This window comes from Marinomonas sp. AWM4_232, assembly GCF_056158325.1.
In genome coordinates, this window is record NZ_JBSWTA010000001.1 from 835,215 (window position 1) to 850,411 (window position 15,197).

General features: G+C 45.3%; 14 protein-coding genes. 5 read left to right on the forward strand and 9 right to left on the reverse strand.

The genetic code is table 11. The features are described from left to right. Window positions 1-64 precede the first annotated feature (64 nt). A complete protein-coding gene (locus tag ACXAC1_RS04005; RefSeq protein ID WP_475059024.1) occupies window positions 65-1,987 on the reverse strand; it encodes an ABC-F family ATP-binding cassette domain-containing protein in 1,923 nt (640 codons plus the stop codon). A gap of 562 nt (window positions 1,988-2,549) precedes the next feature. Here ACXAC1_RS04005 and hslO point away from each other — a divergent pair. From hslO to ACXAC1_RS04025, 4 genes are all read left to right on the forward strand, one after another. Then, complete coding sequence (gene hslO, locus ACXAC1_RS04010; protein ID WP_475059026.1) at window positions 2,550-3,419, forward strand: Hsp33 family molecular chaperone HslO; 870 nt, start codon at window positions 2,550-2,552, stop codon at window positions 3,417-3,419. Between the two features lie 362 nt (window positions 3,420-3,781). Continuing rightward, window positions 3,782-4,471 carry an FKBP-type peptidyl-prolyl cis-trans isomerase gene (locus ACXAC1_RS04015; protein WP_475059029.1) on the forward strand — a complete coding sequence of 230 codons (690 nt, stop codon included), beginning with the start codon at window positions 3,782-3,784 and terminating at the stop codon, window positions 4,469-4,471. 90 nt (window positions 4,472-4,561) lie between these two features. Continuing rightward, window positions 4,562-5,506 carry a mannose-1-phosphate guanylyltransferase gene (locus tag ACXAC1_RS04020; protein ID WP_475059032.1) on the forward strand — a complete coding sequence of 315 codons (945 nt, stop codon included), beginning with the start codon at window positions 4,562-4,564 and terminating at the stop codon, window positions 5,504-5,506. After that, window positions 5,493-6,926 (forward strand): phosphohexomutase domain-containing protein, encoded by a 1,434-nt coding sequence (locus ACXAC1_RS04025; protein ID WP_475059035.1) that lies wholly within the window; start codon window positions 5,493-5,495, stop codon window positions 6,924-6,926. The genes ACXAC1_RS04020 and ACXAC1_RS04025 overlap by 14 nt, the downstream gene beginning before the upstream one ends. Before the next feature lie 372 nt (window positions 6,927-7,298). On the opposite strand, the gene ACXAC1_RS04030 is transcribed toward ACXAC1_RS04025, so the two are convergent. The 8 genes from ACXAC1_RS04030 to ACXAC1_RS04065 all read right to left on the reverse strand — a co-directional run bounded on the left by ACXAC1_RS04030 (window position 7,299) and on the right by ACXAC1_RS04065 (window position 14,091). Beyond that, window positions 7,299-8,639, reverse strand: coding sequence for a sugar transferase (locus ACXAC1_RS04030; protein ID WP_475059038.1), 1,341 nt, complete (start codon window positions 8,637-8,639; stop codon window positions 7,299-7,301). 22 nt (window positions 8,640-8,661) lie between these two features. Then, on the reverse strand, window positions 8,662-9,546 hold the full coding sequence (locus ACXAC1_RS04035) for a glycosyltransferase family protein (protein WP_475059041.1): 885 nt from the start codon (window positions 9,544-9,546) through the stop codon (window positions 8,662-8,664). Window position 9,547: 1 nt separating this feature from the next. Next, window positions 9,548-10,441, reverse strand: coding sequence for a dTDP-4-dehydrorhamnose reductase (rfbD, locus tag ACXAC1_RS04040; protein ID WP_475059044.1), 894 nt, complete (start codon window positions 10,439-10,441; stop codon window positions 9,548-9,550). A 3-nt stretch (window positions 10,442-10,444) separates the two neighbouring features. Then, a complete protein-coding gene (gene rfbC / locus ACXAC1_RS04045; RefSeq protein WP_475059047.1) occupies window positions 10,445-10,984 on the reverse strand; it encodes a dTDP-4-dehydrorhamnose 3,5-epimerase in 540 nt (179 codons plus the stop codon). A 12-nt stretch (window positions 10,985-10,996) separates the two neighbouring features. Beyond that, window positions 10,997-11,878, reverse strand: coding sequence for a glucose-1-phosphate thymidylyltransferase RfbA (gene rfbA / locus ACXAC1_RS04050; RefSeq protein WP_475059050.1), 882 nt, complete (start codon window positions 11,876-11,878; stop codon window positions 10,997-10,999). Between the two features lie 171 nt (window positions 11,879-12,049). Next, complete coding sequence (rfbB, locus tag ACXAC1_RS04055) at window positions 12,050-13,132, reverse strand: dTDP-glucose 4,6-dehydratase (RefSeq protein WP_475059053.1); 1,083 nt, start codon at window positions 13,130-13,132, stop codon at window positions 12,050-12,052. A gap of 66 nt (window positions 13,133-13,198) precedes the next feature. Further along, window positions 13,199-13,762, reverse strand: a complete 564-nt coding sequence (locus tag ACXAC1_RS04060; RefSeq protein ID WP_475059055.1) for a hypothetical protein — start codon at window positions 13,760-13,762, stop codon at window positions 13,199-13,201. Window positions 13,763-13,776: 14 nt separating this feature from the next. Continuing rightward, a complete protein-coding gene (locus tag ACXAC1_RS04065) occupies window positions 13,777-14,091 on the reverse strand; it encodes a DUF6447 family protein (protein ID WP_475059057.1) in 315 nt (104 codons plus the stop codon). Window positions 14,092-14,306: 215 nt separating this feature from the next. Here ACXAC1_RS04065 and ACXAC1_RS04070 point away from each other — a divergent pair, with 215 nt between their 5' ends. Beyond that, the gene (locus tag ACXAC1_RS04070) at window positions 14,307-15,119 is read left to right on the forward strand and encodes a SapC family protein (RefSeq protein WP_475059060.1); all 813 of its coding nucleotides are present in this window, start codon (window positions 14,307-14,309) and stop codon (window positions 15,117-15,119) included. Window positions 15,120-15,197: the final 78 nt, after the last annotated feature.

Here is a 15,197-nt window from a genome sequence, read left to right on the forward strand (position 1 = left end):
CGAGGGAACAAGCTCGCATTCCCAAACACCGCTCCCGCGGGAACCGCGGTCCTACATTTTTGGTTTAAAGCGCGGCTTCGGCCTGTTCTAATTCATCTTGCGCTTCAAACCAAGCTTCTTCCGCTTCTTCAAGGGACTTTTTCCATTTGGCTTCGTCTGACAGCAGAGCTTGAAGTTTGTCTTTATTCGCCGCTTCGTACAGGCTGTTATCAGACATCGCTTCACTGATGGTGTCTAAATGGGATTGTGCGGTTTGCATGGTTTTCTCGTGCTTCTCGATAGCCTTACGCAGTGGACGAAGCTTTTCACGCAGCTCTGCGGCTTTACGGCGCTCTTCTTTACGATCCACTTTATCCGCTTTTGCTTCATTCGCTACCGCACGTTCTGCTTGGTTCGCTTGTTGCTGACGAGCTTGGAGCCATTGATGGTAAGAATGCAAATCCCCATCAAAGGCTTCGATTTTATGATCCGCCACTAAAAAGAACTCATCCACAGTACTATTTAATAAGTGACGATCGTGGGATACCACTAAGATGGCACCATTAAACTCTTGTAGCGCTTCCGTCAGGGCTTGACGCATTTCGATGTCCAAGTGGTTAGTTGGCTCATCGAGAACCAACAGGTTTGGCTTACGCCACGCAATCAAAGACAACGCCAGACGCGCCTTTTCGCCACCGGAAAAGCCTTTTACCGCACGAAGTGCATCGTCGCCGATAAAACCAAAGCCACCCAAGTATTTACGCACATCCGCTTCCAATGCCGTTGGTGTGATACGTTGAATATGCAATACCGGCGAGGCTTCTAAATCCAACGCACTCAACTGATGCTGAGAGAAGTAGCCGATCTTAGTATTTTCACCGAAGACACGCTCGCCATTGAGCAAGTTTAACTCTTGCACTAATGACTTAATCAGCGTTGATTTACCGGCACCGTTTGGCCCAAGTAAGCCAATACGTTGGCCATCACGGATCGAAAAATTTGATTGCGGCAATTGTACCTTATGCGAGCCATCTTCCAGCACATAACCTAGATCCGCTTGAATCAGGCTAACCAGCTGCGCAGATGTTTTCTCAGCCATTGGGATTGAGAATTCAAACTGAGAATCGATGTGCGCAGGCCCAATCTGCTCCATTTTTTCCAGCATTTTCAAACGGCTTTGCGCTTGCTTGGCTTTCGTCGCTTTGTAACGGAAACGATCTACGTATTCTTGCAAATGGGCGCGCTTGCGTTGCTGTTGCTCAAACATCGATTGCTGTTGTGCTAAATGTTCAGCACGCTGGCGTTCGTAATCGCTGTAGTTACCTTTGTAGAGGTTCAGTTTTTTCTGATACAGATGAACGATGTGGCTACAAATGCCATCAAGGAAATCACGGTCGTGGGAAATCAGTAGCAATGTACCAGGGTAATTACGCAGCCAGTTCTCAAGCCACATCACCGCATCCAAATCCAAGTGGTTGGTCGGCTCGTCCAATAGCAGAATGTCGGATGGGCACATCAAAGCACGAGCAAGGTTTAATCGGATACGCCAACCACCAGAGAAGTCGGCTACCTTTTTCTGCATATCGGCCATTTTAAAACCTAAGCCTTGTAGCAAGGTTTCACCACGGGCTTGCGCCGTGTAGCCATGAGCATTTTCGTATTCGCTTAACCAATGGGCGTGTCCGTGATCATCACCTTTGGCTTGAGACTCTTCGATCTTTGCCTCGATCATACGTAAGCGATCATCGCCGTCTAGACAGTATTCCAAAGCGGTACGATCCACATCTTCTACTTCCTGCGCCATAAACGAAATACGACGCTGACCCGGTAAGATCACTTCACCCGTGTCCGCGTGTAATTGACCGCGCACCAAAGCAAACAGAGACGACTTACCCGCGCCGTTCGCACCGATCAAACCCACCTTTTGACCTTCGAAAATGGTCATATCGGCCTGTTCAAGCAAAAACTGCGTGCCACGTTGCAAACTGACTTCGGAAAACTGGATCATGAAAACGTCTCTGATTGTGAAGATAGATAAAGCGAAAGGCGCATTTTAGAGGATATTGCAGGCAGCTAACAGAGGGGAATTCCAAGCAATTGTAGGACCGCGGTTCCCGCGGGAACAGCATATGGGTATGCGAGGTTGTTTCAGACAATTGTAGGACCGCAGTCCCCGCGGGAACGACATATGGGCATGCAAAGTTGTTTCAGACAATTGTAGGACCGCGGTCCCCGCGGGAACGAAATATGGGCATGCAAAGTTGTTTCAGACAATTGTAGGACCGCGGTCCCCGCGGGAACGACATATGGGCATGCGAGGTTGCTCCCGAAATTGTAGGACCGCGGTCCCCGCGGGAACGACATATGGGCATGCGAGGTTGCTCCCGAAATTGTAGGACCGCGGTCCCCGCGGGAACGACATATGGACATGAGAGGTTGCTCCCTCGCGCAGCGAGGTCCTACAAAAACGTAGCCCTTAAAGCTTTTGCTATCACGTTTTGCAAAACCTAGATGCAAAACGAGCGTTCAGGTTTTAAAATAAGCACATATTTAATTTAACGGTGATCCTTGTGAACAACATCAATGAAATCCAACGTTTCTCCTTCGACAACACCAATGTCCGAGGTGAACGTGTCCTACTTAGTGACGCTTACCAAAACATCATTTCACGTAAGAACTACCCTGAATCTCTAGAGAAGTTACTGGGCGAGTTCGTGGCAGCCATTGCGCTATTGCGTGACATCGTTAAGGTCGATGGCGTGCTATCCCTTCAGTGTAAAGGTGAAGGCCCGCTTAAAACTCTGATGGCAGAGTGTGACGAGCGCCAAAACTTGCGTGCCATTGCTCAATGGAACGAGGAACAATCGTTCCCAGAAGAAGTATCGCTCAAAGAATTGCTTGCTGGCGGCTACCTAGTCATCACTATTTCGCCGCGCCAAGGCAATCGTTACCAAGGTATCGTAGAAATCGCTGGCGATTCTTTAGCCGCTTGCCTAGAACAGTACTTCTTACAGTCTGAGCAGCTACCAAGCCGAGTGTGGCTGGCCGCTGACGGCTCCCAAGCAGCAGGTCTGTTCCTACAGCGTCTACCTGCAGAACAAGCGAAAGAAGGTGATGAAGACGCTTGGGAACGTTTTGTACACTTAGCTGCAACGGTAAAAGACGAAGAGCTACTTGGCCTTGAAACTGAAGTGCTACTGCACCGTCTATACCATGAAGAAGAGCTACGATTGTACGATGTGAAAGGTATGCAGTTCGGCTGTTCTTGTAATCGCCAACGCTTCTACGACGCCATTGTATCAATGGGCGCAGAAGAAATTCGTGAAATCATCAGCGAACAAGGCAGCGTCAAAGCAGAATGCCAGTTCTGCGCCGAGCAATATGAGTTCTTTAAAGAAGACCTAGACAGCGACTTAGGCGATCAAGCTCAAACGCACTAACTCTCTAGACAAACGTCCCACAAAAGCCCTTCATGGGCTTTTGTTTTATCCATACTTCACAAAAACCGTCAAGTAATCGTAAAGCCACTTGTCGACACCTATTCGCAGTCATACATTCAGTGCTCGCCTTGTGCTTGGCATATCACTCCAAGACTTAACAAGGTGTGCAGGTGAAGGGGTCACTTTGGTAAAGTGTCAAACATGGGATTAGCACTGGATAGCTATCTTATGGTAGAACGATACCTTGGATCGATTTGCGAGGCACAAGGCGTATCTCATCTCTTTTAGGCCATAAGCTTGAATTTTGCCAATCGCCCCCCAGTTCATATAGAGAACCACAACTAATAACGGAACATGTTCACATGAAAAAAACATTAGTCGCAGCACTGGTTATGTCTTCCATTTCTATGGCACAGGCTGCAGAAGTAGAGCTTGAGAGTAAAGAGCAAAAGCTTGGCTACTCTATCGGTACAATGTTCGGTAGCCGTATGGCCAATGACTTCGAGGGTATGGACCTAGAGGCATTCAAAGCAGGTTTTGAAGATGCCTTTAACGGAGAAGACCCTCAAATGTCGATGGAAGATGTTCAAGCGACCGTACAAGCTTTCCAGCAAGAGCAAATGGAAAAAGCACAACGTGAACAAGCTAAGCTAGCAGAAGAAGCACAAGCAAAATCACAAGCTTGGTTAGATGAAAAAGCGAAAGAAGACGGTGTAATCACGACTGACTCAGGTCTAATGTACAAAGTCATCACTAAAGGCGATGGCAAAATGCCAGCTGAAACTGACACAGTAAAAGTGAACTACGAAGGTAAACTGGTTGACGGTACTGTATTCGACAGCTCATACGAGCGTGGCGAGCCAATCTCTTTCCCACTTAACCAAGTGATTCCTGGTTGGACGGAAGGCGTACAACTCATGCCAGTTGGCTCTACTTACGAATTCTACATTCCTTCTGACCTTGCTTACGGCCCGGGCGGAACAGGCCCTATCCCACCTCATGCAGCACTACAATTCAAAGTTGAATTGTTGGATATCGAAGCCGCAGAGTAATGACCTAGTAGCATTTCATTGCTTAAAACGCCCTCTCAATGAGGGTGTTTTTGTTTATGCTATACTCGACGTTTTCCAAGAAATACCCTTATGATCGTTCCCCTTATCCTAGCTGGTGGAATAGGTTCACGCCTAAAGCCTATCTCTACATCTGAACGGCCCAAACCATTTCACGACTTTCTCGGCGACGGCAGGACACTCTTTGAAGCAACCGTGATTCGTGCGCAACAGGTATCACCAGTCACGCCAATTGTGGTGGTATCCAAACACCATTTAAACTGGGTGAAAGCCGCCCTTGAGAAACTGTCTATTACAGCGCATATTTTGCTCGAGCCCTGCGGACGTAATACCGCACCAGCTATTACCTGCGCAGCTTTGTTGGCACGAGAGCTTTATGGTGAAGCCCCTGCATTGTTGCCGTTAGCGGCGGATCATCATATAGGTGAGATTGATTACTTTGCCCGTAAAATCTGTGAAGCTCATTCACAAGAGCAAAACAAAAAGCTGACCCTCTTTGGCGTTCAGCCAACATACCCTGAAACAGGGTATGGCTACATTCAAACAGATGAAAGTAATCATGTTGTTGCCTTTCATGAAAAGCCAGATCCTCGCACAGCACAAAGCTATCTGGATTCAGGTGATTATCTATGGAACAGCGGCTTCTTTTTGTTTCCCATTTCGACGTTGCTGTATGAATTACAACACTACGCACCAGAGCTAATGAAAGTTTGCATGTCCTCTTACACCGCTCGCCGGCAAATTTCCATGCACATTCAAATGCTTGCACACTCATTTCAAGACGCGGCTAACATTTCGATTGATCATGCACTACTGGAACGCAGTAAAAATCTAACCATTTGTCGCTATCAAGGTATCTGGAGCGATCTTGGTACATGGAAAAGTCTTTATCATTTATGGCCGAAAAAAAGTAATGGCAACGCGATAAACAACGCTCTCAACCTAGAAATCATCCCATGCAACAAAAGCTTTAAACTACTGAAGAATGGGAGCTTTATCGCTGATGTACCAGGATAAAACACCGTTATCTCTGTGCCAAAACAGTCAAGTAAAGTTCGGCACCAGTGGGGTTCGAGGCCCCGTTAGCGAACTCACTCAAGAACGCTGCTGTGCTTTTGTCGAAGCCTTTTTAAGAAAGCTTTGCCAAGCGTCAAACATAGTGTGTATTGGTCAGGACCTACGCCCGAGCAGCCCGATGATCAAGCAGTGGATTAGCGAATGCGCCCGACAACTAGGCTATACCGTGTGGGATTGTGGATCACTGGCCACCCCTAGCCTCGCCCACTATTCAATGGCACATCAAGTACCAGCCATTATGGTTACTGGCAGCCATATTCCATATGACAGAAATGGGATCAAATTTTATTTACCTAGCGGAGAAATCAGTAAAGAGGATGAACTTAGTATTCTAAACACCCAATTAAACACGTTCTCTAAAGTTAGTTCTGATACAACCATTGAGGATCATCATGATCTTGCACTGGCCTTTTACAGACAGCGCTATCAAAATGCTTTTAAAGCACTTGATCTATCAGGAAAACGGGTTGGTGTGTACCAGCACAGTAGCGTTATTCGTGATCAGTTAACCAAGATCCTCAATGCTTTCGGAGCCGAGACCATTCACCTAGGGAGAACCGATGCATTTGTCGCTTTGGATACCGAAGCAGTTTCAAAAGAGGATCAAATACAAGCAAATCAATGGTCTAGAGAATACAACTTAGATGCCATCGTCAGCACGGATGGTGATGGAGACCGTCCTCTGATAGCTGATGAAAAAGGACAATGGTTACGTGGTGACCAAGTAGGAATGATTTGCTGTCAATACCTAAAGGCAACTCGCATCGCCACCCCGATCAATAGTAATACAGGGGTGGAAGCACTATTACCCAAGACAACTGTCATAAGAACGAAGATTGGCTCCCCCTATGTACTGGCAGCAATGAAGACGATGAAACCTTCGGAAATCAGTGTCGGGTATGAAGCAAACGGAGGTGTGTTACTTGGTAGTCATGCTGAGGGGTTAACAGCCTTACCGACTCGCGATGCCGTATTACCTATACTCATAATCCTAGCAAACCTCTCACATCAGCCACTCAGCTCGGTCATTCGCGCGCTCCCAAAACGATACACCAGCAGCGAGCGACTGCAGGATATAACCGTATCAGAAAGCCAATCTGCCATTAGCTATTTGTCCGATGCCCAACACTGGCCCCCACTTTTAACAAAAATATATACCCATCAAACAGTTTCTATTTCAACGTTAGATATTCAAGATGGAGCAAGGGTACGGTTGTCAAATAATGACATTATACATATTAGGGCATCCGGTAATGCCAACGAGCTACGTATTTATGTCGAATCAAATGACCCAACATATTCGGAAATTTTATGCGCTCATACCAAGCAAGCCATTTCATCCTTATTTATTGATACATGACAGTAAAATGACACGACATCGGTGCATTATTAACCATCTCTCGATATAGTGGTTTCAAGACAAGGGGCAAGGATAGCTTACCTTCTAGGACGGAAGGCTTGTCTTAAGATCGCACATCAAGGATGGTGTTTGTTTCAGGAGAAACGCGATTTAGATTGAAACAGAAAACTAGGATGGTTTGTAGACTCATGAAGAGTCTCTGTTTCACCTAAACAAGATAGGAAGTCATAGACGACTTTTGCTCCCAAGGATGGGAGCCCTATCTTACTTCAGGATGAAAAAAGAGCTGCAAGGATGCAGCGGAAATGGCCAGCCTCAAAGACTCACCACACAACACCTCTTCCAGTTACACGATTCCTACCAACGCAATCCTCAATGTCCCTGTCTACCTAACACGACCACCACTGTTCGTAAAATCGTCTCCAGTTCCAACCAAACACTCCAGTGTTTAATGTAATACAAGTCATACATTAACTTTTGACGGGCATCTTCGAGGTTTGCACCATAAGGATAGCAGACCTGCGCCCATCCTGAGATCCCCGGGCGAACTAAATGTCGTTCATGATAGTACGGTATTTCTTTTTCATAGCCCTCAACCAAAATATCCCATTCTGTTCGCGGACCAATTAGATGCATTTCACCACGGGCAACATTCCAAAGCTGAGGTAACTCATCGATACGAAACTTTCGCATGGTATTCCCGAACGGAAAAATGCGCGGATCTTCTTTTTGAGTGTATGGATTAAAGTGTGCATCCTCATGCATGCTTCGAAACTTGAGCGCAACAAAGTTCTCACCTCTTAGCCCTACTCGACACTGACGAAATAAGGCACTTCCTGGGGACTGCTGGCGTATTTTAAACACTGACAGCAAAATCAGCGGCGAACAAACTACCCCTATACCTATCACTGCCGCCCAATCGATGGCACGCTTTAGAAGATAATTTTTCAATGAGTACGAGCGGATTTTTTCAAGGTAGCTTAGATCCTCACCGTCGTAAGGAATGTAACACTTCCGTAGAAACGCTTCCATAAATCGATGCAGCACAATGAGTCGAATACCCTTCAAATCGAGGTGGGTCAACTCCTTGATTAGCTGGCTTGTAGCGGGTGCTTCCAAGTTAAGCAATAGGTAATCAGGCGCCATTTTAAGGATATTTTCTTCAATATCCACGCTATCGCTGAGACTAAAATAAGTAAGTTCTACGCCTTGAAATTCAAGCATTGCGTATTCCAACTCATTAAATTCATAATGGCGACCAAGTACCGCCACTTGAATTTTTGCTTGAGCAAAACCACGCGAATAACGCTGAATCATCACTTTTGTGAACATAACCGCAAACGGTGTAATAACTACCCAAACAGATACAATCCAGCGTTCAAACTTCAAACTTGATAGATAAAAGAACAGTATAACCAGTAAGAAAAAAACATTTAAAAACCACGTTTTAAATGTTACCTCAAGCTTCTTGGCAAAAGCACGTTCATTATAGCGGCTATATCCACCTTGGATGCCAATACAAGTAGCAAAGAAAATCCCACTTAAAGCTGTCATCCATTGATATTCTCCATCCCAAGAGCCGGAGCCAAACAAACCATGCAAAAGAGATAAAATAATCCCAGGTAGAAAAAGATCGACAAAAGCATAAGAAAAAGGAACACGACGATCTTGATAGCGCTTTATTGAACTTTTTCTCACCAAAGAACTTAGCAAATAATCACCTATCAACATCAGATCAGTAGATACACAATAAAAACATAATAAGCAGAGCAAAGCGATCTCGTAAGCGTCTTCTACACTGTAAAGCATGAGTCAAACGAAATCGATAGCTGGTCATTTTACCAAGCAAGTCTGGAGAGAGAATGTGAGTAATAGTCTCCACTTGATAACGATAGGACTTACTCATAATTTGCTTCAATCGTTTTAAGAAGGCAGTAAAACCTTGATTTACACCCAGTTGATTAGTTTCATGTTGTCGATACAGTAAAGTTGATCGCTCATCAATATACCAAGGAATAGCTTGCTCACGACAAAAGGCATATGTAAACCAATCATGGATTTCAATATGCCCAAGTACAGATTTATGCTCTCGCACAAAATCTTGTAAGCGCTGTGCTGCGTTTATATGAAGCACATAAGTACACCCCGGTCCAGCAGCTTCAAAGTAGTGATCATAACGTTGCTGCGGATAGGACTTGCGCACTAGCAATTCCCGGCCATCAGGCCAAAAGGCCGTCACATTTGATGAATAGGCCAAATACGTTCCTGACGAGATTTTCTGCCAAGCACAGCTCAGCTTATCCTCAAACCATATGTCATCTTGATCCGCATACGCGACCGCATCAAAGTCGGAGAAATCAACATCCATTAGTAAACGAAAGAAGTTTGCTCCAGCACCGCCAAAGCGTTCCCCGTAAGGCAGCAGGTATACATTATCCGATCTTTCAGACAGTTTTTTACACCAATCAAAAGTACCATCTTCTTTCACGGAGCCTGTACAAGCATCGACACTAATAAAGATGGAAACTTGTACACCAGATTGAGATAAAATACTGTCAACCTGCTCCTCAATCCAACGCCTTCCTTGATATGCCGCTAGCAAGATGGCAAAACGAGGCAAACTATTCACCTTGTAGATCTCTACTGATACTATTTAATACAAGATCTAGTGAAGACAGCCATGGAGATGGCTTCAAGGATAAATGACTAAGTGTTGCTGAACTCAACACGGAGTATTCTGGACGTTTAGCGGGTGTCGGATACTGTGCTGTGCTGATCGCTGTTAAAGTTGGAATCGAGTCAAGTAATCCGAGCGCATAGGCTTTAGCAAATATAGTTCTCGCAAAACCATGCCAACTCGTTGGCAGATCCCCGGCATAGTGATGCACCCCCCAAGCCAGCTCTCCTGTCGCCTGAAACTCATCACACAAACAAACGATCGCCTTTGCCAAATCGCCTGCGTAGGTTGGACAACCATATTGATCCGAAACAACACTTAAAACATCACGCTCTTGCCCGAGACGGAGCATAGTTTTTACAAAGTTCTGACCGTACTCACTAAACACCCATGCCGTTCTGAGTACCAAATATTGGACACAATGCTCAGCCAAAGCTTTCTCACCGGCCAGCTTTGAGGCACCATAAACCGTTTGAGGAAAGGTCTCGGCACTTGGAGTATATGGCTCAACAGCACTGCCATCGAACACGTAATCGGTCGACACATGTATCACCGGAATACCAAGTGTTTGCGCCGCAAGCGCTAAATTTTCGACTCCAAGATGATTAACAGCGAAAGCCATCTCTGGAGCGGATTCGGCTGCATCCACTGCAGTATAAGCTGATGCGTTAACGATTATATCGGGCTTTTCTAATACAACAATATCCGCGACTTTCTGTCTGTTTGTCACATCCAACTGTTGCGAATCAAACGCCACGAGATGATGCTGAGATCTGTTTATCGCATCTTGCAAACAACGCCCGAGTTGACCATTTTTCCCTGTAAGCAATATACGCATACACTATTCTCCCAATTGTGCTAACGTCAAACCAAGTTGATCCTTACTAGACAATTGTGGTTCAAAATCGATCGGCCAGTCTATTCCTACCTCAGGATCATTCCAAACTAAACAACCTTCATCGGAAGGGTCATAATAATCCGTACATTTATACTCAAAGTCAGCCACATCAGACAACACAACAAAACCATGCGCAAGGCCTGGGGGTACCCAGAACTGACGCTTACTTTCTTCATTTAAAAGAACGCCTGCCCATTGACCATATGTTGGTGAGCCTTTACGGATATCGACCGCCACATCAAATACCTCACCACGTACAACGCGAACTAACTTTCCTTGCGGCTTTGACTTCTGAAAATGTAACCCTCGTAGTACGCCTTTTGAGGAGCGCGAATGGTTGTCTTGGACAAACGTAAAATCGATACCGGCTAATGTTTTATAACGTTCAGCTTGAAAAGTTTCCAAGAAAAAGCCGCGTTCATCACCAAACACTTTTGGTTCAATGATTACAGCATCAGCGATGTTGGTTTTGATGACATTCATGCAAATCTATTCCTATTGATAACCGTCAGCTACCTTTAATAAATATTGGCCATAGCCTGTTTTCTTTAATGTGTTGCCAGCGGACAGCAATTGCTCACGATCAATCCAGTTTTGTCGATAGGCAATCTCTTCCAAGCAGGCAATTTTAAGGCCTTGTCGGTGCTCGACGGTTTGTACAAACTGCCCTGCTTCCAATAATGAGTCATGCGTTCCAGTATCGAGCCAAGCAAAGCCACGCCCTAAAAGGGCCGTATGCAAATCACCACGTTCCAAGTAGGCCAGATTAATATCCGTGATCTCCAACTCACCTCGTGGTGAGGGCGAGATTTTCTTAGCAATATTCACCACATCGTTATCATAAAAGTACAGCCCAGTGACAGCGAAGTTAGAACGTGGTGCTTTTGGTTTCTCTTCAATGCTGATCGCTTTACCATGATCATCGAACTCGACCACACCAAAGCGCTCTGGGTCTGTGACATGGTAGCCAAATACCGTTGCACCCGAGGTTTGTTCTGCTGCTTGTTTTAACTTTTCGGAGAAATGCTGGCCAAAGAAAATATTATCGCCAAGCACCAAAGCAACATTATCCTCACCAATAAACTCTTCCCCGATGATAAAAGCTTGAGCTAATCCATCTGGTGAGGGTTGTACTGCATAGGATAGCTCAACTCCGAATGAGCTACCGTCGCCTAACAGTTTTTGGAAACTTTCCTGATCTTCTGGCGTAGTAATGATCAATACTTCTCGAATGCCGGCTAACATAAGAACCGACAAGGGATAGTAAATCATCGGCTTATCGTAAATTGGCATTAACTGCTTCGAGCAGCCAAGTGTCAACGGGTGAAGTCGAGTCCCACTACCGCCTGCTAAGATAATCCCTTTACGTTTTTTCACTGAATTCTGCTCTATAAAAAATCAATCTAGCCTCCTTGTAGGGCCGCGGTTTCCGCGGGATCTTTTCCCTCGCACAGCGAGGTCCTACAATAGGGAAGCCCCTCTCAACCACTCGTATGCCCCAGCTCCGTCCGGGAAAGCAACTTCGCACTCCCCCGTACTACGAGGTTCCTACGCGCCTAGGCGATCCAACTGGTAGTCACCGCTTAACACACGCTGCCACCAGTTTTGGTTTGACAAGTACCACTCCACGGTTTTACGCATACCAGAAACAAATGTCTCCTCTGGCGTCCAGCCCAATTCATCAGCTATCTTGCCTGAGTCAATGGCATAACGCACATCATGCCCCGGACGATCCTTCACAAACGTAATCAGGTCTCGGTAAGACTGCACACCTTCAGGTTTGGTTGGCACAAGCTCTTCCAACAAGTCACACAATGTATGCACAACCTCTAGATTGCGTTTTTCGTTATGACCGCCAATATTATAGGTTTCTCCTACTTCACCTTCGCATACCACTTTTACTAATGCGCGAGCATGGTCTTCAACGTACAACCAATCGCGAATTTGCGACCCATCACCATACACTGGCAATGCTTTCCCCGCTAACGCATTCAAAATCATGTGTGGAATGAGCTTTTCAGGGAAATGATAAGGGCCATAGTTGTTTGAGCAATTCGTTACAATGGTGGGTAAACCGTAAGTACGACGCCAAGCACGAACTAAATGGTCAGAGCTTGCTTTACTTGCAGAATAGGGAGAGCTCGGCGCATAAGACGTGGTTTCGGTGAATAAAGGCAAAGCCTCACCTTCAGCAACCTCATCAGGGTGCGGTAAATCGCCATATACTTCATCGGTTGAAATATGATGAAAACGGAACGCCGTTTTCTTATTGTCCGATAGCGGCTGCCAGTAGCCTCTAGCCGCTTCAAGAAGCGTGTAAGTACCGACTATATTTGTTTGAATAAAGTCACCAGGACCATCTATAGAGCGGTCAACATGGCTTTCCGCCGCCAAATGCATCACTGCATCAGGTTGATGCTGCTCGAAGACACGCTTCAGCTCAGCCATATCACAGATATCGACTTGTTCAAATACATAACGGGAATCAATCAAATTTTCAGGGATCGACTCCAAATTCCCAGCATACGTCAGCTTATCTAAATTCACTACCTCATGCGTTGTGTCTTGCAACACATGACGTACCACGGCACTGCCAATAAACCCTGCGCCACCTGTAATTAATAATTTCATACTCTATCCAATACAAAGAGATTGCTGATACCATTTATGCATTCAGAGTGTTTCATTAAAAATGGGCTAATGTAACGATGCACCCACACTAGAGGACGCATTTTGCTCGGGCAACAGCCAGTCAGGAATCTCTTTTGGCCATTCAGACGCCTGCAAACATCTAGTTTGAGCAAGTAAAAACTGTCGCAGTTGCTGATAAGACATTTGCACATCCAGTCGCAATGTCTCATTAACACCAAACATCATCATTGTTAGCGAATTCTTTTTGAAAGCGAACTCAACTTTTGCACAAAGCATTGGCTCAGAAAATTGCGTATCAATGGTCGTCTGCAGACTTTCTTCAGCATCTGAAGACAAAGTCTTCTCTTTTTGGGCACGATTTGTCTCTTTCATAAGGACTTCATCTGCCTTTTGTTGCGCTAAATTTTGATAAAATTCAGTCGCAGCAGCACTAGAAGTAACGACTTGTTTTTCCAAGCATTGAACTAATACAGGAAAAGCTCGTTGCCAAAGCCTAAGGGTCCACCATGTCGGGTAAATGCCCTCATCAGACTGACAGCGCAAGAGTAAACGGTCCTCTTCAGGAGAATAACGCAAGGTGACGCTTTTAATTGATACGCAAGTAGCCATGTTCAGTTTTACTACTATTTAGCAGCATCTTTAGAACGAGTAGAAGTTTTTGCAGCGGTAGTACGTTTCGCAGCAGGCTTAGCGGCAGATTTCGCAGTCGTGGAGCGCTTACGTGTCGTTGTCTTTTTGGCAGGAGTTTTTTCTTCACTTGGAAGCGCTTTCACTAATTCTGAAACATAGAAAGCACGTGCTGCACGAGCCATCATCAGCTCTTGCTCAAGCTGTTTAATTTTCGTGTCTGTAAAAGTGATGGCATTTGCATTTGCTTTAGCCTCAACCGATAAAGAATCTAGATCGTATTGCTTTCCTTCCACTGTTAGTGTTGCCATTGTTACCCCTTATTATGGATCATTTAAAAAGTTGTCAAAATGTAACACATATCCACACCTAAAACAGGCTCTTTACTGCGGATTGTGTACAAAAGGTGGTAGTCTACTGCACACGAAGTTACACAGAAGTGCGTGTGGTCACATTCTTGAGGGGACTCTCTGCTAGAATGCGCCATCAAAATTTTTTAGTTACGCCGCAGGATTGGAGTATTAGCATGGCATACGTTTTAATTAAACGCTCAGAACATGGAGCATCTGGCTACAAACCCACGCAAAATTTATTGTTTGCACAAAACTTGCCTGTTGCCAATATTGTTTGGGAAGAAATCCCAAACATTTCTCAACACCTCCCCGTTGCATTTAGACTTGGTGAATCACAAGGTAAGAAATTCCTTGACCTTGTTGCCATTCAGTCACTGGATAACGATCGCAACTTAATGGTGCTTCCAAACGGCCGATGGCTAGGAGGCTACATGCCCGCCATCTACCGCAGCGAACCGTTCGCCATTCTACCCGACCCAGCTGAGCCTCAAAAACTACAACTTAACATTCGTGAAGAGCACATAGTTGATGCTTCTGAAGACGGTGCAATTCCTTTCTTTGACGAAAAAGGGGAACTCGGTAAACAGCTGAATACTGCTTTACACTTTCTTGGCGAATTAACCAAGGGCCACCGTAAAACGCAAACCATGATTATGAAATTGCAAAAATACGGTGTACTTGAACACTGGAACCTTGCTAAAGAGCTTAAGCTGGATAAAGATACCCCTTTCACGAATCTCCCTCAGAACCTTTTTAGAGCCAATCTAAATAAAATCAATCAGCTCAAGGATGAGGAAATTGCAGACTTGCAGCGTTCAGGGGCCCTACATTTGGCCAGTTTGCAATACAGCTCTCAGTTTAGATTGAAAGGTTTAATGTCATTGACTCGTATTTACGATGAAATGCTAGAGCAGGTAAACACCTCTCAAGAACAACCTAATATTGATGAACTATTCGGTGAAGGTGACGACGTTTTCTCATTTTAGTAACGTCAAAACTACTATGGATGGGGTTGTAATATTATGTTACGGCCTCATAACCCTGAAACATTCCTGTGACCACAC